Here is a 19,522-nt window from a genome sequence, read left to right as displayed (position 1 = left end):
AATTATAAATTTTTTCATAAAAAAGACCTAAAAGTAGTTACTTTTAGGTCCTCTTTACACTTTGGTTAATTTTCAACGTCTGATTTTTTCAATGGCTCTTCAATAAATATGTGCCCCATTAATGTTTCTCTTTTACTTCCATCTACTAAAAACTGTACTCCCTCTACTTCTTCAAGTTCAGTTAAAGAAAATACTATCTGTTGTAGTATTAGGGATTCCTCCATTGATCCTCCATTCAAATTTTCTCCAGATAAGTTTACATAAGCTATATTTTCTGCTGTCTCTACACTTAATACTTTAATTTTTTCTAATACTGTTGTTAGTTTCTCATCTTCAGGTTTCTTTTTTAATTCTTCTAATATAACTTCTTCTATAGGTTTTTCACCTATTTTTACTTCTCTGTCTACTTCTATAGTATGGTCTAGACTCTCATCACCATTCATAATATACTCTTGATTAGCAAAGTATAGCTTTACTGTTGCTGTTTCACCTTCTGGTGCTGGATCCACTACAGTATTACCATTTCCAGTATTATTTCCATCTTCTATTGGTGTCTTAGTATTACATGCAGCTAATGTAAATACCATAATTACTGCCAATAAAAATAATGTTATTTTTTTTATGTTCATATTCGTCATCTCCTAGTTTTTTTATTGTGTTTTCTTTGTTAGTTTCATTATAATATATGGTTTTAAAGACAGTATTAAGAATTGTAAAGAAATTATTAAGAAACTAATAAAAATTTGTTAGGAATTTTAATTTGAAAAACTGTACCATTTCCTAATTGGCTATCTACTGTAATTTTCCATTCATGACCCTTTAAAATATTATCTACTATAGACAGCCCAATACCTGCTCCCCCAGTATCGCGAGAACGGGAAGTATCTGCACGATAAAACTTTTCAAAAATAGATTCTAAGTCCTTTTCACTAATACCTATACCATTGTCTTCAATACTTAGCAAATAATAGCTATCATATTTTTTGCCACTAACATTAATATACTTTTCCGACTTAGAAGAGTCAATATATTTTATAGCGTTATCAATTAAATTAATTAAAACTTCCTTTATTCTTTCTGGATCACATAGTACAGTGGGGTCGTTTTGTACATTAGTGTTAATATATATGTCAGCAGATTGTATTAGAGGCCTAACTACCTTAATACTATCCACAACTAACTCATTTAAGGAAGCTGGAACTTTTTTCAGTCCCTTCTCTTTAATTTTACTCAAATTTAATAGTTTCTCAACTAAATTAGTAAGTCTGTCTACTTCAGAATCTATATCTATTAGATATTCACGGTAGGTTTCTATATTATCTTCACCATATAGCAAAGAATCAATTAATGCCTTAACAGATGCTAGTGGTGTTTTAAGCTCGTGGGACACATCACCTATAAACTGATTTCTTCCCTTATCTATTCTATAAAGTTCTCTACTCATTAAGTTGAAATTTTCCGCTAATCTTCCTATTTCGTCTCTTCCGCTAATATTTACAGTCTCTCCAAGATTCCCTTGCTCAATTTTCCTTGCAGCCTGAGAAAATAAAACTATTGGTTTAGATATTTCATTACTAGCTAGGGCTGCAATTATCATGCCTATAGCCGCTGCTACTATGGAAATACTTATTAATCTAATTCTAAAATCTCTAACATGATCAATTGCATCATCTGTATTTACAGAAACAAGCACAGCTCCTACTGCCTGACGGTTACCTTCTACCAAAGTAGATATGGGGACAGCAACTTGCAAAATATTTGTACCTCCCTTAATATAGTATCCGATCTTTTCTTCTAAATTAAGGGCCCCTCTTATTTCATTATTATTAATAATTTCATTTTCTAAAATATGAAAACTATCTACCAATATCCTTTTGTCCATATTTAATATAATAATTCTTCCACCTAATGTAGGTGAGTATTGCTTTACTATTCTCTTTAAGCTTACTAAATTATTCATATTATCTCGACTAATGCTACTTATAATATTAGCAGTTTTAAGAGAATTGACTTCTATTTCTTGAAATGTTGACTGCCTAATATTTTCAATAGCCATGTAATTTATAATAATTAAAGGAATAAGTATTAGAAAACCATATATAGAAATAATTTTCTGCCTAATAGATGAGAACATTTATATCAGTCCCTTCTAAAGTAATATCCTACTCCCCATTTTGTTTCTATTACAGTTCTTTCTGAATCGGGCTCCTTAAGTTTTTCTCTTAAATTTTTAACATGTACATCGATAGTACGTGTATCTAAACAGGGTTCATTCCAAATTAGCTCAAAGATTTTTTCCCTTGAAAAAACCCTACCCTTTCTCCTAATTAATAACTCTAATATATCAAACTCTTTTGGGGTTAATTCTACTTCAACACCACTTTTATATACTACCCTAGACTCTACATCTACCTTCAAATTTCCAGATTCGTAAATATTATTTTTAATTTCATGACCTTTTTCAATTTTTTCTAGTCTCCTAGTAATTGCTCTAATTCGTGCAATTAATTCTCTAGTATTGAAGGGCTTAGTCATATAATCATCAGCACCTAGTTCTAGCCCCAATATCTTGTCTATATCTCCATCCTTAGCAGTTAGCATAATTATGGGAACATCAGAATATTGTCTTATATTTCTACAAACGGAAATACCATCAAGCCTAGGTAGCATTAAATCTAAAATAACAAAATTGTACTCTCCTTCTTTAAATACTTCTAGCCCTTCCTGCCCATCATATGCAACAGATACCTGAAAACCTTCTTGCTCTAGACTCTTCCTTAGCCCCTTTACTAAAAGCTTTTCATCATCTATAATAAGTACTCTCATAATTACACCTCCTTATACTATAAGCAAAGGAAGGGTTATAAACCCTTCCTTACATACTATTCCTCGTTCTCGTATTCCTCTTCATCTTCTTCGTCAAAGGCTACTAGCTCTAAAAAGGCTTGGGATACTGCATCGAATTCTTCATCAGATTCGATATTGATTAACTCAACACCTTCTTCATTTTCTTTAAATTCATATAATAATACATTCTCTTCTTCAACTGGTAGAAGTGCAATATATTCTTTACCATCTAATTCAAATACTTCTAAAACAGCAGCACTAACTTCTTTACCATCCTCTAAGCTAAGCTGTATCATTTGATACTCTTGGTGATCGTGGTCTTGGCAACCGCATCCTCCATGGTTATGGTCCTGGTCGTGATTTCCTCCACAACACTCATGATTATCATGATTGCCTCCGCAGCATTCATGGTTATCGTGATTACCTCCGCAGCATTCATGCTCGTGATTATGATTTGTCATGTTCAAACTCTCCTTTACAATGATTTTACTTCATCATATATTATATACCATATTTTCTATTTCCTATGCTATATATAACATTTTTTCAATTTCAGCTGGTGGTACTGGGCGACTAAATAAATATCCCTGTACTTTATCGCAGCCTACTTCCTTTAAATAATTAAACTGTTCCTTAGTCTCTACCCCTTCTGCAATAACTTCCATGTTTAGACTCTTGCCTAATACTATAATGGTTTTAGTAATTGTAGCATCTTCTTCTCCTATATCTCGTATAAATGAAGAATCTATCTTTAAAACATTTATCTTAAACTTCTTCAAGTATCCTAGTGATGAAAATCCTGTACCGAAATCATCTAAAGCTATTTTTAATCCTATATCCTTTAATCTATTCAATATATCTATAGTTAATTCAGTATCTTTAATAGCAATACTTTCTGTAATTTCTAAGTGTAGCCATCTAGGGTCAAGTTCAGTATCCTTTAATACTTTTACCACTTTATCTACAAAAGAAGATTCTTGAAACTGTAGAGCTGAAATATTAACAGAAACAGGCAAAGAGGCATAACCTAGGTTTTGCCAAGCTTTATTTTGAGTACAAGCGGCTTTTAGTACCCAATCACCTATGGCAATAATTAATCCCGTTTCCTCTGCTAATGGGATAAATTCAGCGGGAGATATAATGCCCATTTCTGGACTTTCCCAGCGTATTAACGCTTCTAGTCCCACAACCTCACCAGTTAAGCTATTGACTTGTGGCTGATAATATAGTACAAATTCCTCTTTTTCCACAGCTCTATGTAGATTGTTTATAAGATCCAATTTTTTATTCATTTTAAGGTTCATACTGTGATCATATACTTTAAAATTATTTTTTCCACTTTCCTTAGCTCTTTGCACTGCTAAATGAGCACTTTGTAGCAATAGATTAACATTGTATCCGTCCCATGGGTAGGTAGCTATTCCGATACTAACAGTTAGATGGAGTTCTCTTTCTTTAAAAACAAAAGGAATCGCCATAGATTTAATAATTCTTTTAGCCATATGGCAAATATCTTCTATCGATTCATTTTTACTTAGTAATAAAACAAATTCATCCCCTCTAATATGGAATAGTTCACCTTGTCCATCTATTATTTCTCTAAGCCTATTAGCAATTTTTTTTAATACTTCATCGCCTACTGCATGCCCTAAAGTATCATTTACAATTTTAAATCCGTCAACGTCTATAAATAGAATTTTAAAGTTTTTATCGCATGTTTGTTCTAATATTAATTCGAATCTTTTTTCTAAGGCTATTCTATTAGGAAGGTTAGTTAGCATATTTTGCAAGCTGAATTGTTCCATATAATGATTGCATACTATACTTTCCTTAGTATCTTCATCTGAAATATAATTATTGATAATTTTAATGGCAATTGCTCCACAAAGAATACCAGCTATATAAATAATTGTAAGTATAAGGGCTTTATCAAAAACATAATCCGATTTAATAAGCAAGGGAATACTTAAGTAATTAACTATTACACCTAATAATACCAACGCTAAAACAAGCAATGCTCTTTTATGAAGGCGTTCCATGGCTGTCTCTCCATCCCATTAAATTAGAATATCAATATTGTATGTTTACAATATATATTTGTTCGACAATTATGTTCAAAATCCTCTTTAAAATAGAATCTAGTTCCTATCAATTAATGCAAATGTTAAATTTGCAGAACAAGCTAATTGATCTTCTACATAAGCTTTTGCCTCTGCCTTGCCAATACCTCTCCTAAAAGCTGTCATTTCAATTTCTATACGAATTGTATCCCCTGGTACTACCTGCCTTCTAAATTTACAATTATCTATTCCAGTAAAAACACCTAGTTTCCCTTTATTTTCTTCTGATCCCATACACGTAACTGCTGCTACCTGTGCCATGGCTTCTACAATTAAAACCCCTGGCATAATAGGCTGACCCGGAAAATGGCCCTGAAAAAACGGCTCATTTATACTCACATTTTTAATACCTACTGCACTTTTTCCTGGCTCCATTTCGATAATCTTATCTACTAATAAAAAAGGATATCTATGTGGAATAAGATTTTGTATTTCAACACTATTTAATTCCATATGTAAGCTCCTTCCAGTCAATGTATTTATTAAGTTTTTCAACAAACTTTTCAAAATAATTTGCTTCTAATTCCGTAAATCTATTTAGTTCTGGACTATCTAAGTCTAAAACGCCATATACAATATCATCCTTAATAATAGGAATAACTAACTCCGAATTTGAAGCACTATCGCATGGAATATGCCCTGGAAACTCGTGGACATTTGGTACTAGCTGAGTTTTTCTAGTAGTTGCAGCAGATCCACATACTCCACTATTTAACTTTATTCTATTGCAAGCTGGTAATCCTTGAAAAGGTCCTAATACTAGCTCCCCATCCTTCATAAAGTAAAATCCAGCCCAGTTTAATCCATCTATTATGGCATATATAAGGGCAGAAGCATTCGATATATTAGCTAGTGCATCCTTTTCAGAATCTAACTGCCCCTCTAATAGCATTAATAAATAATTTAATCTTTGTTTTTCATTCATTTTCTCGATACCTTTTAAATTAACCATCTGCCATCTCCTTATAACCTTATATTAAAACTCTTATAATCTATATAATTATAACTAAAATATATATTTCCATCTTCTATTTTTTTTAGAAAGTCTTAGCTTAACAAAAACCCAAGGTGCCCCATAGGTTGCCCATAGACCAACGGCCGTATACCTAATAACATCTGCTATTAAAGGAGATATTTGAATAATATCCGATGATGCGAATAACATCTTTAGCCCTGTTTTTAATCCAAATAGCCCTGCAATCCCAAGAATAAACTTAATTACTTGCTCTATAATGGAACCACTTTCATCAAAGTATAAATATCTCTCTTGTAACTGATATCCAGAAAGAAGCCCTATAGAAAAACCTACAACCATGCCCTTATCATGTCCTGGTAACATCAATAATATTGGAATCAATAAAAAAGGTATAATAAGTCTAAGCACAAATGGAAGACTTCCTATAATATTAGCTATAGGCTCATATAGAAGGTTATATATTACAAGAATGATTGCAGCTAATGCTATACCTACTATTATGTCTATAGGATAATGCAGTCCTAAATATAGTCTAGATAAAGATACTAAAGCGATTATAATAATAGCAAGAATTGTAAGCCAGGCTTTTTTAAAATAATAGGAGGCATATAGCCATAATGCCGCTGTTCCTTGAGCATGTCCACTAGGAAAGGATGTTGATCCACCAGTTGACTCTCCATATAGTATTCTAACCTGATCTGCTGGTGGTCTTGATCTACCTGTTGACCCTTTAATAACCGAATTAGTATAAGAGCTAATTAGGAAAAACATTGTAAATCGAAAAGCCTGTTTCTTATTAACACACCAATATAGAAAAGGTATAATTATCATATAGTATTCTGGATTTCCCATCATTGTAGTCAATACAAAAAACTTATCTAACAATTCATTAGAAAACTGTTGTAGCCACAAAATAAATGTAACATCTGACATAGAAATTCCTCCTAAGTAGTATTCAGCAGATTATAACATATAGTTCTACAATTAATGTTCCTTTTCCTCTACATTTTTATAAATTAAATAAAAAATCCTAATAATTAAAAGCTTTATACTTTATTATACAACAAAAAACCTTTAAAGAATTTATTCTTTAAAGGTTTTAATTAAATTAATATGCCTTAATCTCTGTCCAAATACGATCATATTCCTTTAAAAAGTCACTTGGATCTAAAAATATTTCACAGTTTTCTATAACTTCATCAGAAGGATAAGCAACTTCATCATTTGCAACTTCTTCATCTAAAAGCTCTACAGTTCCTGTGTTAGGTGTTGAATAACCAATATACTCAACATTTTTTAAGCTTATTTCTGGTCTTGTCATAAAATTAATAAACTTTTCTGCTAACTCCTTGTTTTTTGTACCTTTAGGAATAACCATATTATCAAACCATAGATTACTGCCTTCCTTTGGCACAACATATCTTAAATCTTCATTTTGTTCCATCATAAATACTGCATCTCCAGACCAAGCTACAGCAAGTGCTGCCTCTCCACCAATCATCATGTCCTTTCCTTCATCCACAACATAGGCCATAACTAGTGGTTTTTGCTTAATTAGCTCTTCCTTTGCTAATTCTAGTTCCTTAGTATCTCTGGAGTTAAGAGGAAAACCTAATTTTTTAAGGGTAATTCCAATAGAATCTCTCTGGCTATCCATCATTAAAATTTGCCCTTTGTATTTTTCATTCCATAATATATCCCAGCTATCTACAGGTTCTTTTACAATTTCTTCATTGTAAAGTACACCTACAGTTCCCCACATATATGGAACTGAATATTCATTATTAGGATCAAAATCTAAGTTTTTAAATTTATCATCAATATATTTATAGTTATCAATTTTAGTCATATCTACTTTTTCTAGCATATCTTCCTTTATCATACGTTCTATCATATAGTCCGATGGAATTGCTACATCGTAGCTAGTTCCACCAGCTTTAAGCTTTACATACATATCTTCGTTAGTAGAGAATGTATCGTATATTACCCTTACTCCAAACTCTTTTTCAAATTCTTTCAATACAGACTCATCTATATAATCTCCCCAGTTGTAAACAGTTAAAGTTTCCTTCGAACTAGAAGAACAACCCACTACTAGAGCCGCCATCATAGAAACAACTAGGAAGGCAATAACTAATTTAAATCTTCTTTTCACTTTTTAACTCCTCCTTTATTTTCAACAACAGTTCTTTTGTTAATAATTAAAAGTAGACCTAGTACTCCTAAAAACATTAGTGTAGATAATGCATTTATTTTAGGGTTAATTCCTCTTCTTGCCATAGAGTAGACAGCTATAGAAAGATTAGTAACCCCTTTACCTGCTGTAAAAAAGCTGATAACAAAATCATCTATAGAAAGTGTAAAGGCCATTAATGCTCCTGTAACTATTCCTGGCATAATTTCTGGCAAAATAACCTTACGAAATGCATAAAATGGTGTTGCACCTAAATCCATGGCTGCCTCCGCTAAATGTTTATTCAACTGCTTTAGCTTTGGTAAAACTGCCAACACTACATAGGGTATACAAAAAGTAATGTGGGCAAGTAGCATAGATAAAAATCCTAATTCTAAATTAATGAATATAAACAATGTCATTAAGGATACACCTGTTACAATATCGGGATTTAAAACAGGCAAGTAGTTAAGGTTAAGCACCACTTTCTTACCTAAAAATCCCATATTATAAATACCCACCGCAGCTATAGTTCCAATTATTGTAGCAATAACCGCTGATAATAGTGCAATTACCATAGTATAGTAAAATGCATTTTTTATAGGAGCATCATAGAGAAGCTCTTTGTACCATCTTAAAGTAAATCCTCCCCATTTTCCTCTAGATCGGGACTCGTTAAAGGAAAAGGCAATCAAAGTGACTATGGGAGCATATAGGAACACAAATATTAAAAATGTATAAAACCTTTTAATAAATTTTCCTACCATAATCCTCCCTCCTCTTTTTGATCGTCGTATTTAGTCATAATTGCCATAGCTATTAAAATAAATACCATCATTATTATAGATATAGCAGAACCAAAGTTCCAATCATATACATAAGTAAACTGCTGTTCTACCAAGTTTCCAATAAGCATATACTGTCCCCCGCCTAAAAGTCTTGGAATAACAAAGGTTGTAACCGCTGGCATAAAAACCATAGTAATACCAGATACTACCCCTGGTAGACTCATTGGAAAGATTACCTTCCTAAATACAGTAACCTCGTTTGCCCCTAGATCCTTAGCTGCTTCTATTAAAGTGTTATCTATCTTGCTAAGTACAGAATATATAGGCAGTATCATAAATGGAAGGAAATTATATACCATACCTAAAACTACAGCCCCATTATTATATAAAAGATTTAGTGCAGGAAGATTAAGGGCTTGTAATATATTATTAATAACTCCATTTTTCCCTAGTAAAGTCATCCAAGCATATGTTCTAAGTAAAAAGTTCATCCACATAGGTAGTACAAAAAGAAGAACCATTAAGTTTCGCTTAGAAATGTCCGTTCTAGCAATAATCATAGCCATAGGATAACCTAATATTAAGCAAAACACTGTAGATATAAGAGCTAAGTTTAATGAACGTAAAAGTACTTTTCCATAAACAGGGTCCATAAAACGTCTATAGTTTTCCAGAGTAAATTCTCCACCCTGAGATGTTAAACTAAAATAAAGAACTAGAATTAGAGGAACAACTATAAAAACTAATAACCATCCTATATAAGGGTAAGCCGCAGCTTTTTGTTTTATCCTCATACTACCTACTCCTTTTCATAATGTGGATTAAGTCTGGAGCCATGTTCATACCAATATGACTTCCCATAGGCGCCATAATAGTATCGTGGATTTTCCACTGTCTTTCATTTTCCTCCACTATCATTTCATAATGAACACCTTTAAATGTTGTAGAAATTACTTTTCCCTTTAACATACCCTTTTCCGGAGTAGTTATCTCAATATCTTCTGGCCTTACTACAACATCCACATCTGCATTATCCTCAAACCCCTTGTCTACACAATCGAAGGTTTGGTTTGCAAACTCAACTAAATAGTCTTTTATCATGGTTCCTTCTACAATATTACTCTCACCTATAAAGTTAGCTATAAATGCTGTCTTTGGCTCGTTATAAATGTCCTCTGGAGACCCTATTTGTTGAATCTTTCCACCATTCATAACAGCAATTGTATCTGACATAGTAAGGGCTTCTTCTTGATCGTGAGTAACATAAACAAAGGTAATACCTACTCTTTGTTGCATCTTTTTAAGCTCTATTTGCATTTCTTTTCTAAGTTTTAAGTCTAAAGCACCAAGAGGCTCATCTAATAGAAGGACCTCTGGTTCGTTAACCAAGGCTCTAGCTATAGCTATTCTCTGTTGTTGTCCACCACTTAAAGAATCTACAGTTCTTTTTTCAAATCCTTTTAGTCCTACAAGCTGTAGCATTTCTTCTACTTTTATTTTAATTTCTTTCTCAGAGATTTTTTTTATTCTAAGTCCAAAAGCAATATTTTCAAATATGCTCATATGTGGGAACAAAGCATATTTTTGAAATACAGTGTTTATTTGTCTTTTGTAAGGAGGTAGATCATTGATTCTTTTTCCTTCAAAAAAAACATCACCCGCCGTTGGGTATTCAAAACCACCAATAATTCTTAATGTGGTAGTTTTACCACATCCACTTGGACCTAATAGCGTTAAAAATTCATTTTTTCTAATATAAAGATTGATGTTGTCTAAAACCAATGTGTCGCCGTCATAAACTTTAGTGATATTTTTTAAATCAATGATATGTTGGCTCACCAGTCATACCCCCTTTATTACTTATAATCAACTTTTTGTTTATAATTAGTAAACTTTTATTACTAGAAATAAGTATAATGAAAATCACTATGCTATGTCAATGGGTTTTAGTAATTTTTAAAAAAATATTATTATTCCTTTTTATAGCAGATTTTTTGGTTTAAAAAAGTTCTCACTAATTAAAAGATTTATACTTTCATATACAATAAAAAAGAAGGGTTTAAACCCTTCTTTCTTATTGCGGTGTATACATTCCGTGACTTTGCATATAGTTAAATATATCCGCTCCATGTTGTTGCTCTTCTTTTTGAATATGGTTAAGTGTTTGTCTTAAGTTATTGTCTCCACATTCAAAAATAGTAATATCATATGTACCAGAGACATATTTTTCTGTCATCAGTAGATCGTCACAAAATTCCTTATCTTTTTCATTGTAGCTTCCAGATGTGGATGCATTTTGTATTTGTTTAATACTTTGCGTTCCTTGACCACTCTGTTGCTGATTTTGCATTCCACCCTGTTGTCCACCTTGTTGACTACCCTGGCCTTGTTGATTGTTCATAGCTGGAACCTGTCCATTAAGTATTTGATTAATTGTGTTTAAATGTTGCTGTTCGTGCTGAGCATGTTTTTCAAACATTTGTTTTAGTTGAGGGTCCTGTGCTCTATTTGCATAATCAGTATATTTTTTAATGCACAATTCCTCATGGCTTTTTTGATCTTCCAAAAGTAATCTTTCTTTTTGTGTTAATGTTATATTCATATTAAACACCTCCTACTAAGTAGTTTGCTTAATAGGAGACTTTTTATTCATGCTTTTTTCTCTTAGGCAATAAGTCTATCATCTTTTTATCTTCTTGTCACACCAGTTTTTCTAGCTGCTTCTTCTACTGCACTTGCAACTCTTTCTGCAACCCTTTTATCGAATGGATTCGGTATAATATATTCAGCATTTAATTCATCATCATTAACGAGATTTGCTATTGCATAGGCTGCTGCTAATTTCATTTCCTCATTAATTTCCTTTGCTCTTGCATTCAATGCTCCTCTAAAGATACCTGGGAAGGCTAAAACGTTATTTATTTGATTAGGGAAATCTGAACGGCCAGAAGCTATTACACTAGCTCCTGCTTCCTTTGCAACATGGGGCATAATTTCAGGGATAGGATTAGCTAGGGCAAATATAATCGGATCTACATTCATAGCCTTTACCATATCCTTTGTTACTATATCTGGTGCTGATACACCAATAAATACATCAGCCTCCTCCATAGCATCTTCTAAGCTTCCCTGTCTTTTATTTTTGTTAGTTATACTAGCCATAGCTTCCTTATATATATTGTTATGTGGACCTGAGTAAATGATGCCCTGTCTATCGCATAACAGAATGTCTTTAACTCCCATACTGTTAAGCATCTTCGTAATAGCAACACCTGCAGCCCCAGCTCCGTTAATAACAACAACTATATCATCAAGCCTTTTGTTAACTATTTTTAATGCATTAATAAGTCCAGCAGTAGCAACAATAGCTGTTCCATGCTGATCATCATGAAATACAGGTATATCTAGCTCTTTTCTAAGTCTTTCTTCAATCTCGAAGCATCTTGGTGCTCCAATGTCCTCTAGGTTAATGCCTCCAAAGGTGGGGGAAATTGCTTTTACAATATTAACAATTTCATCTACATTCTTTGTATCAAGACAAATTGGAAATGCATCTACATTGGCAAATTCCTTAAATAATATGGACTTACCTTCCATTACAGGCATGGCCGCTTCTGGGCCTATATCCCCCAAACCCAACACAGCAGTACCATCAGTCACGACAGCTACCAAGTTACCTTTTGCGGTATATTTAAATGCATTTTCCTTGTTTTCATGTATTTTTTTACATGGTTCAGCTACTCCAGGAGTATATGCTAAACTTAAGTCTTCATTGTTTGCTACTCTAATCTTTGAAGCTACTTCAATCTTACCAACTTTCTCCTCGTGAAGCTTTAGGCTCATCTCTTTTACATCCATATCTCTAACCTCATTTCTACAATTATAGGGCTGTATTAAGCGCCAAAAGCTCAATACAGCCCTAATTAATTACATTATTTAATATTTTGCTTTACTCCTCCTACATATGCATCAAGTAGGTTCCATTCATCATCAATTACTAAAATATCTCCATCTTTACCAGGCTCTATAGATCCCTTAGCTTCATATACTCCAATATATTTTGCTGGATTTTCCGAAGCCATTTTTACTATGTCACTAATAGATGCCTGTACATTTTTTACTACATTACGAACAGAACCAAGAAAGCTAAGTTCTAAGTCCTTAACGCTATCATAGTCAGATTTACTTATTCGCTCTTCTGTTCCATCGTCATAAACTAGTTTAACATAGTCCCCATCAGGAATAAATGTACACTTACGAATATAGTGATGAAATGGCTCGGTAACATGAGCAAGACCTGTACAATCTGTGCTTAATATAATACCTTCTGGGCCTTTTAGCCTGTAAACAATTTTAAAGGCTTCAGGCTTTACAGTCATACCTGTTTGCTTACCAAACTCTGCGTACATATCATCAAAATACATAGCTGCACCTGCGGTACCCAGCCTCCTATGGTGAAATCCTCTCATGCCACTAAAAGTATGTGTGAAACCACCTAGACCTAGGTCCTTCAGTCTTTCAACATCTTCAAACTCTGCTGCACTATGGCCTATAGAAATTTGAATACCTTCATTATTTACATATTTAATAAATTCCTCAGCTCCTGGTAGTTCTGGTGCCATGGTAATTAATTTAACATTTTCTTTGCCTGCACTTTCAAAAAAGCCTTTTAATAGCTCTATAGAAGGATCTAAGCAGTACTCTTCTTTTTGCATACCTTTATACTCTTTGTTTATAAATGGACCTTCTAAATGAAAACCTAAGGCCTGTGCGCCCTTGTCTGGACTCCAATTATCTACTGCCTTTTTCCCCTCAGCAAGATACCTATTTATTTGCTCTATGGAATCTGTCCCTGAAGTAGCTAGGTAAGATGTAACCCCTACTTTTACTAGTTCCTTGGACATATTTTCTATAGATTCCTTGGTACCTTCATACCAAAAAGACCCAGTTGCCCAACCATGAAGATGAATATCGATAAATCCAGGTATAATAACATTATCGCTATAATCGATTATATCATCTGATGTAGCTTCATTATAAATACCCTTTATTTTCCCATCTACTACTTCTAAATAGCCCTTTTGAAAACCTTCTGGAGTGTAAATATTCTCACAGTATAAATACATTCAATCACTCCTTTACTTTAATTTCCAATATTCACCATTAACTTCCATTAAATCATCTAGTACTGCCTTTGCCTTATTTGGATTTATTATGGTCCTGTTTAGAGTTAAGGCCTGAATCGCTTTTTGATAATTTCCCTCTAAGCACGCTTCCACTGTTAATTTCTCGTAGGCATATTGGTTTTCCAGTAGTCCCTTATAAAAGGTATCTACTTCGCCATAAGGATATGCTTCTGCTCCATTTTTAGTAAGCTCTCCAGCACATTCAACTATAGCATCCTTAGGTAGGTTTGAAATAATGCCTTCGTTTCTTACCATAACTACAAATACCTTTTTCAAATCATAAGCAATAGATTCTGCAACCTCTACCATCATGTTTCCATGAACTTGACCAATAAGCAGCGGTAATCCATCTAATGAATTTTGTTCTCTAGCTTGTTTACAAATATCTAATACTTGCTTTTCTCTACCTTTTTTAGCCTCATCTGCCCTTGTAAATTCAGGGTTGCTCTCTCTTACTATTTCGTCTGAGAAGAAATAATATTGTAAATATGTGTTAGGTAAATACTCTGGGAAATGAGCCATCATTCTATTAACATTTTTGTAGGTTTCTAACCAAGATGGATCTCTTTGCTCAGCATTAAATGGCTTAAATTCATGGTTTGTCAAATAATCCTTTAACTTTGGAAGTAAATCTTCTCCACTTGGTGTATGGTAAAGCTTTGTAAACCATCCAAAGTGATTTAATCCAAAATATCTAGGCTCAATGTCGTACATATCTACATCTAATATCTTTGCAAAAGATTTGATCATTGAGTAAGGCTGATCGCATATATTTAATATTTTTTTATCGTCAGGGAATACTTTGTCTAATGCTACAGCAACTATAGCAGCTGGATTTGTATAATTTAATATCCAAGCCTCAGGCGCATATTCTCTTATTTTCTTAACCATATTTACCATAGGTGTAATAGACCTCATACCATAGGCAAAGCCTCCTGGTCCGCAGGTCTCTTGTCCTACTAAACCATGTTTTAGTGGAATTTTTTCGTCATGACTTCTCATTTCAAAGTTTCCAGCTCGCATTTGACAAAATACATAGTCTGTACCTACATATGCCTTATCTTCATCATCTGTAAATAGAAGTTCCACTTCTGGACAATGTTCTTCCATTACTAATCTAATATAGTCCTTTTGAGCATCTATACGCTCTTTACTAATATCGAATAAAATTAGTTTTTTAAGGGGAAACCTCTCTTTATAATTAACTAGACTTCCTATTAATGCAGGAGTTCTTGTACTTCCACACCCAACTATTGTAACTATTTGTTTTTCACGGTTCATAATATTACTCCTTTCCATGCATGTCGATATACGTTATTAGAATATGGGTTAGTGTGTGTAAGCCAATTCTTGAAATCAAATCGTTATATTTTGTTTCCGTATCATCGGCAAAGCAAAACATATTATAATTAGCTAACTTTTGTAATGAGTTGCTAGAAAAAGAAGTTAATGCAATAACATCTATGCTTCTTGCCCTAGCAGCTTTAGTTATAGTTAATATTTTCTCTGTTTCTCCAGATAGGGACATAACAAAAAGGGTTTCCTCTTTGTCGAGTCCTTCTCCTAACACGTCTATAAGATTAGGATCACTAATAAATATAGACTTCACTCTAAGCAATGCTAATCTAGAGCTTAAGAGATCTGCAATAGGTTTAGAAGCTCCCCTCGCAATTATATATACTATCCTTGAATTTATTATTTTTTCTGCAATAACCTTTATATTCTCCTCACTTTGTAGAGCTAAGGTTTTAGTTACCTCATCTTGGATATTGCCTAGTATATCTTCAAAGGATAGAAGCTCTTCCTTTTTCTTTTTGTTTTGAACATAATCTTTTACATAGTATCTAAGTTCGCTATAACCATCAAAACCAAGCTTTTTAGACAGATTAATAACAGAGGTTTTTGAGACATATAATATTTCTGCTACCTCATTAGCTGTAAGATGAATTACCTTTTCTGAATTATTCATTATATACTCTATAATTTTTTTCTCAAGCCCAGTAAGCTCCGAATATCTCTCTGTCAATTTGCTTAGATTCACTATTTAACCACCTCGCCCCGTAGCTCACGGTCTACGGCATTTTTAACAAATTCTACGTTTGGACCAAATACAATGTGTATATGGTTCTTTGTAGGGAAGAATATCCCAGAAGTTCCAGATGTCTTTAACTTTTCTTTATCTACTGTTTTCATATCCTTTAAATCTATCCTTAATCTAGTAACACAGTTTTCAACGTTTAGTATATTTGCTCTTCCGCCTATTGACTGAATTACAATTGCAGCAACCTCGTCATATCGCTTTTCCTTTAATAAGGAGTTATATTCTACCTCATCTTCTTCACGACCTGGGGTTGGAATGTTCCACTTTTTAATAGCCCAGCTAAATAGGAAGTATGTGATGAAGAATAGTGGAATACCTACTATTAAAAGATTATACCATTTAGTATTTTCATACATTAGACCAAATATAGCAAAGTCAAATATTGTTCCTCTAATATATCCTACACCTGTCTTTAGTAGATACAGTACAACTGCTCCTCCAGCTGCTAATGCAACATAAAGTACATAAAGTAATGGAGCAATAAATAGGAAAGAGAACTCCATAGGCTCTGTTACGTTTCCTAGGAATGGAGTAAGTACCATGGTTATAATAATACCCTTTACAAAAGGCCTATTTTTAGCATATGCTGACTTATACATAGCAAGACCTATTGCCGGAATGATAAATAATGTTACAAGCATTTGGTTTTGCGCCATAAATCTAGTTAAGTCTGGTAGCATCTCCCATGCTTCATGAGTTGGACCTAGCTCAAATAAAATCTTGTTAAGAGCTGGTAATACACCTACAAAAGTTTCACCTGCAATTACATAGGTTCCTCCAGCTGGTGTAAATCTAAGTAGAGCACTCCAAACGTGATGAAGGCCGAATGGGATTAAAAGACGAACCATTACTATATTTAAAAATACTCCAAATGGTCCACTTAATATAACAGAAGACATTGAAATTAATGCGTTAGTTAGCATTTGCCAAAAGAATGGAATTATTAATCCGATAACCATAGTTACCCCAATAGAGATTATTGGAACAGATTTTTTACCACTAAAGAAAGCAAATGCTACTGGCAATTCCAGGTCATAGAATCTATCTGCTAGAATTGATCCTACAAGCCCACTTATAATACCACCAAGTACATCTAATCTTAAGGTCTGGATTCCCAACACCATGCCTTGACCCAATTGAGCCATTTGATCTGCTGGTGCAAGATTACCTGTTGCCTTTAACCAAATATTGATTGTAGCATTTAAAATTAAATAAGATACAATAGATGAAAATACCGCTATACCCTTTTCCTTCTTAGACATTCCATAGGCTACACCCATGGCGAATAGGATAGGAATATTACTAAAAATAACATTCGAAATATCTCTTAAACTAGTTAAAATAAGTTGAATAGTAGGGTTGCCTAGCATAGGAACTCGTTCAATCATATAACCTTGTACTAAAGCCCCTGCCAATCCCAGTACCATTCCCACCGGTGCCATAACAGCAATGGGAAGTAGTAAGGATCTACCAAACCGTTGAATTTCTTCACTAAATCTACCGCGTTTTGACAATTCCTTCACCTCTTTTATCAAAATATTTTGAAACTATCTTAATATTATATTCTCATAATAGCTATTCAAACGCAATAGATATGCTATCTTTAGGACTATGTTACCTTCATTTGTCTACGGTAATTATTTATGACTTTGGTCTATAATTATGCTCTACATTTGCCAACCAACCTCTTTTACACCTTTAATATTATGGATTCCTTCTAACAAACGGGAATTGGGAAAGCTTTTAGGAACTTTAAGCATAAATCTTATTTCAATAGTTCCTAATGCATTATCCTCATCATCTCGTATAATTTTAATATCCCTAATATCCATACTATAACTTCCTAAAACAGTTGCCAACTCACCAATCAAGCCAGATCTTTCTATACTATTAACGATAAGAACCCTATATTTCTTCTTTAAAAAACTTCTCTCTAACATACCTAACCTCATTAAAGTAAATAAAACAATAACTACTGTTACAAGACCTCCCAAATAATATCCACTTCCTACTGCTAATCCAATCCCTCCGCAAACCCATAGACTTGCAGCAGTAGTTAATCCCTTTATACTAGTACCATTACGTAAAATAGTCCCTGCACCTAAAAAACCAATGCCGCTTACAACTTGGGCTGCAAGTCTAGCAGGTTCTCCACCATTACCATTAAACCCCGTTCCTCTAAAACCATCTATAGAAATCATCATAATAAGGGCAGAACCTAGAGTAACCAAAACATGGGTTCTAAGACCTGCCGGCCTATTATTGGCCTCACGCTCCATACCAATTAATCCTCCCAAAAATGCCGAAAGCAGCAATCTTGAAATTATTTCTATATTACTAATCATACTAGCCCACTCTCCCTTCAAATTAAGCCTACTTATTAAATTATATTCCCTAGAAAGCAAATGTTTATTGATGTTTTATAAAACATTTTTAAATAATAATTTTTAAAAATGTACTTTTCTTTATAGATCTACTTAATCAAACAATTGAAGAGTTATTCTTAATATTTTACCTAAAAAATCTCATGTCTATTATTCTATATCTAGTAAATAATAAAGATATCTCATTTAAATTGAAGGTGATTATATAATGGATAAGGATATTTTTGAAACTACCTATGATTATTTTCTTAAAACAGTATTCGGGATTGTTAACCCTGTAAAAAAATCAATTATAAAGACCCAGTGTAATGTGCATAAATTTATTAATATTAAAGCCCTAAAAATCCTTAAAAATGATAAGTTTACAGATGAATATAACTTTTTCACTAGCTATATTTACGACATTAATGAAGGTACCGTATGGGCTGATCAAGATTTTAAAAGTACTAATCATTTTTACAATCCGTATAAGAAGAAGGGGTTATATGGAAGAAGAAGCGCTATGGAACTTGGTGTAGATTATTATTCAAAGGCAATTGATCTTTGGGCAATAGGAGAATTTAATAAATCCTTATTTTATCTCGGAGCAGCTCTACACATTATTCAAGACATGACAATCCCACAACATGCTAACATTAGATTACTGGACAGTCATAAGCAATATGAAACTTTTGTAAAGCGTACCTATAGATATGTTAGTGAGTTTCAAGTTAATACAGGCGCATATTTATTGGACTCAATAGAAAACTACATTAGATTTAATGCTCGTATAGCTCTTAAAGTTTATAAAAGATTTAAACACATTTCTGAAGATGAAGAAAGATATTACCGTGTTGCAAGATGTGGTCTACCTTTATCAAAACGGACTACAGCTGGAGCTATGATTATGTTTTATCGGGATGTATTTGGTTTTAATCATATAAAAAATAAAACTCATTAAGCCATAA

20 protein-coding genes are annotated in these 19,522 nt (G+C 33.2%); 1 reads left to right on the top strand and 19 read right to left on the bottom strand.

Annotated features, from left to right (window positions below):
- Positions 1-65 precede the first annotated feature (65 nt).
- From KQI88_RS09445 to KQI88_RS09355, 19 genes are all read right to left on the bottom strand, one after another.
- Positions 66-629: a GerMN domain-containing protein gene (locus KQI88_RS09445; RefSeq protein WP_216416641.1), complete on the bottom strand. Its 564-nt coding sequence runs from the start codon at positions 627-629 to the stop codon at positions 66-68.
- Between the two features lie 95 nt (positions 630-724).
- Positions 725-2,134: a sensor histidine kinase gene (locus KQI88_RS09440; RefSeq protein WP_216416639.1), complete on the bottom strand. Its 1,410-nt coding sequence runs from the start codon at positions 2,132-2,134 to the stop codon at positions 725-727.
- 5 nt (positions 2,135-2,139) lie between these two features.
- On the bottom strand, positions 2,140-2,826 hold the full coding sequence (locus KQI88_RS09435; protein ID WP_246579219.1) for a response regulator transcription factor: 687 nt from the start codon (positions 2,824-2,826) through the stop codon (positions 2,140-2,142).
- Between the two features lie 56 nt (positions 2,827-2,882).
- On the bottom strand, positions 2,883-3,308 hold the full coding sequence (locus tag KQI88_RS18070; protein WP_246579218.1) for a DUF1292 domain-containing protein: 426 nt from the start codon (positions 3,306-3,308) through the stop codon (positions 2,883-2,885).
- A 63-nt stretch (positions 3,309-3,371) separates the two neighbouring features.
- Positions 3,372-4,886 (bottom strand): putative bifunctional diguanylate cyclase/phosphodiesterase, encoded by a 1,515-nt coding sequence (locus tag KQI88_RS09425; RefSeq protein WP_216416636.1) that lies wholly within the window; start codon positions 4,884-4,886, stop codon positions 3,372-3,374.
- Between the two features lie 99 nt (positions 4,887-4,985).
- The gene (gene fabZ, locus KQI88_RS09420) at positions 4,986-5,420 is read right to left on the bottom strand and encodes a 3-hydroxyacyl-ACP dehydratase FabZ (protein WP_216416632.1); all 435 of its coding nucleotides are present in this window, start codon (positions 5,418-5,420) and stop codon (positions 4,986-4,988) included.
- Positions 5,407-5,919, bottom strand: a complete 513-nt coding sequence (locus KQI88_RS09415; protein ID WP_216416629.1) for a GAF domain-containing protein — start codon at positions 5,917-5,919, stop codon at positions 5,407-5,409. Before KQI88_RS09415 ends, fabZ begins: the two co-directional genes overlap by 14 nt.
- A gap of 54 nt (positions 5,920-5,973) precedes the next feature.
- Entirely contained in the window at positions 5,974-6,876 is a 903-nt protein-coding gene (locus tag KQI88_RS09410) for a phosphatase PAP2 family protein (RefSeq protein WP_216416626.1), read from the bottom strand.
- A gap of 175 nt (positions 6,877-7,051) precedes the next feature.
- The gene (locus KQI88_RS09405; RefSeq protein WP_216416623.1) at positions 7,052-8,098 is read right to left on the bottom strand and encodes an ABC transporter substrate-binding protein; all 1,047 of its coding nucleotides are present in this window, start codon (positions 8,096-8,098) and stop codon (positions 7,052-7,054) included.
- The gene (locus tag KQI88_RS09400; protein ID WP_216416619.1) at positions 8,095-8,883 is read right to left on the bottom strand and encodes an ABC transporter permease; all 789 of its coding nucleotides are present in this window, start codon (positions 8,881-8,883) and stop codon (positions 8,095-8,097) included. The genes KQI88_RS09405 and KQI88_RS09400 overlap by 4 nt, the downstream gene beginning before the upstream one ends.
- Positions 8,877-9,698 carry an ABC transporter permease gene (locus tag KQI88_RS09395; RefSeq protein ID WP_216416616.1) on the bottom strand — a complete coding sequence of 274 codons (822 nt, stop codon included), beginning with the start codon at positions 9,696-9,698 and terminating at the stop codon, positions 8,877-8,879. The genes KQI88_RS09400 and KQI88_RS09395 overlap by 7 nt, the downstream gene beginning before the upstream one ends.
- Position 9,699: 1 nt before the next feature.
- A complete protein-coding gene (potA, locus tag KQI88_RS09390; RefSeq protein ID WP_216416615.1) occupies positions 9,700-10,743 on the bottom strand; it encodes a spermidine/putrescine ABC transporter ATP-binding protein in 1,044 nt (347 codons plus the stop codon).
- A 235-nt stretch (positions 10,744-10,978) separates the two neighbouring features.
- Positions 10,979-11,506 (bottom strand): spore coat protein, encoded by a 528-nt coding sequence (locus KQI88_RS09385; RefSeq protein ID WP_216416614.1) that lies wholly within the window; start codon positions 11,504-11,506, stop codon positions 10,979-10,981.
- A gap of 86 nt (positions 11,507-11,592) precedes the next feature.
- Positions 11,593-12,762, bottom strand: coding sequence for an NAD(P)-dependent malic enzyme (locus tag KQI88_RS09380; RefSeq protein WP_216416611.1), 1,170 nt, complete (start codon positions 12,760-12,762; stop codon positions 11,593-11,595).
- A gap of 74 nt (positions 12,763-12,836) precedes the next feature.
- The gene (locus tag KQI88_RS09375; RefSeq protein ID WP_216416608.1) at positions 12,837-14,030 is read right to left on the bottom strand and encodes an N-acetylglucosamine-6-phosphate deacetylase; all 1,194 of its coding nucleotides are present in this window, start codon (positions 14,028-14,030) and stop codon (positions 12,837-12,839) included.
- A gap of 12 nt (positions 14,031-14,042) precedes the next feature.
- Positions 14,043-15,371, bottom strand: coding sequence for a family 4 glycosyl hydrolase (locus KQI88_RS09370; protein ID WP_216416605.1), 1,329 nt, complete (start codon positions 15,369-15,371; stop codon positions 14,043-14,045).
- A 4-nt stretch (positions 15,372-15,375) separates the two neighbouring features.
- On the bottom strand, positions 15,376-16,131 hold the full coding sequence (locus tag KQI88_RS09365) for a MurR/RpiR family transcriptional regulator (protein ID WP_216416602.1): 756 nt from the start codon (positions 16,129-16,131) through the stop codon (positions 15,376-15,378).
- Positions 16,131-17,705 carry a PTS transporter subunit EIIC gene (locus KQI88_RS09360; protein ID WP_216416599.1) on the bottom strand — a complete coding sequence of 525 codons (1,575 nt, stop codon included), beginning with the start codon at positions 17,703-17,705 and terminating at the stop codon, positions 16,131-16,133. Before KQI88_RS09360 ends, KQI88_RS09365 begins: the two co-directional genes overlap by 1 nt.
- 153 nt (positions 17,706-17,858) lie before the next feature.
- Positions 17,859-18,536, bottom strand: a complete 678-nt coding sequence (locus tag KQI88_RS09355; protein WP_216416597.1) for an MgtC/SapB family protein — start codon at positions 18,534-18,536, stop codon at positions 17,859-17,861.
- A 247-nt stretch (positions 18,537-18,783) separates the two neighbouring features.
- Between KQI88_RS09355 and KQI88_RS09350 the strand changes: the two genes are divergently transcribed.
- A complete protein-coding gene (locus tag KQI88_RS09350; protein ID WP_216416594.1) occupies positions 18,784-19,515 on the top strand; it encodes a zinc dependent phospholipase C family protein in 732 nt (243 codons plus the stop codon).
- Positions 19,516-19,522 lie beyond the last annotated feature (7 nt).

Origin of the sequence: Alkaliphilus flagellatus, assembly GCF_018919215.1 — a bacterium.
GTDB lineage: Bacteria > Bacillota > Clostridia > Peptostreptococcales > Natronincolaceae > Alkaliphilus_B > Alkaliphilus_B flagellatus.
Note: the sequence above shows the minus strand (reverse complement) of the source record. Positions and strands in the feature narration are given on the sequence as shown.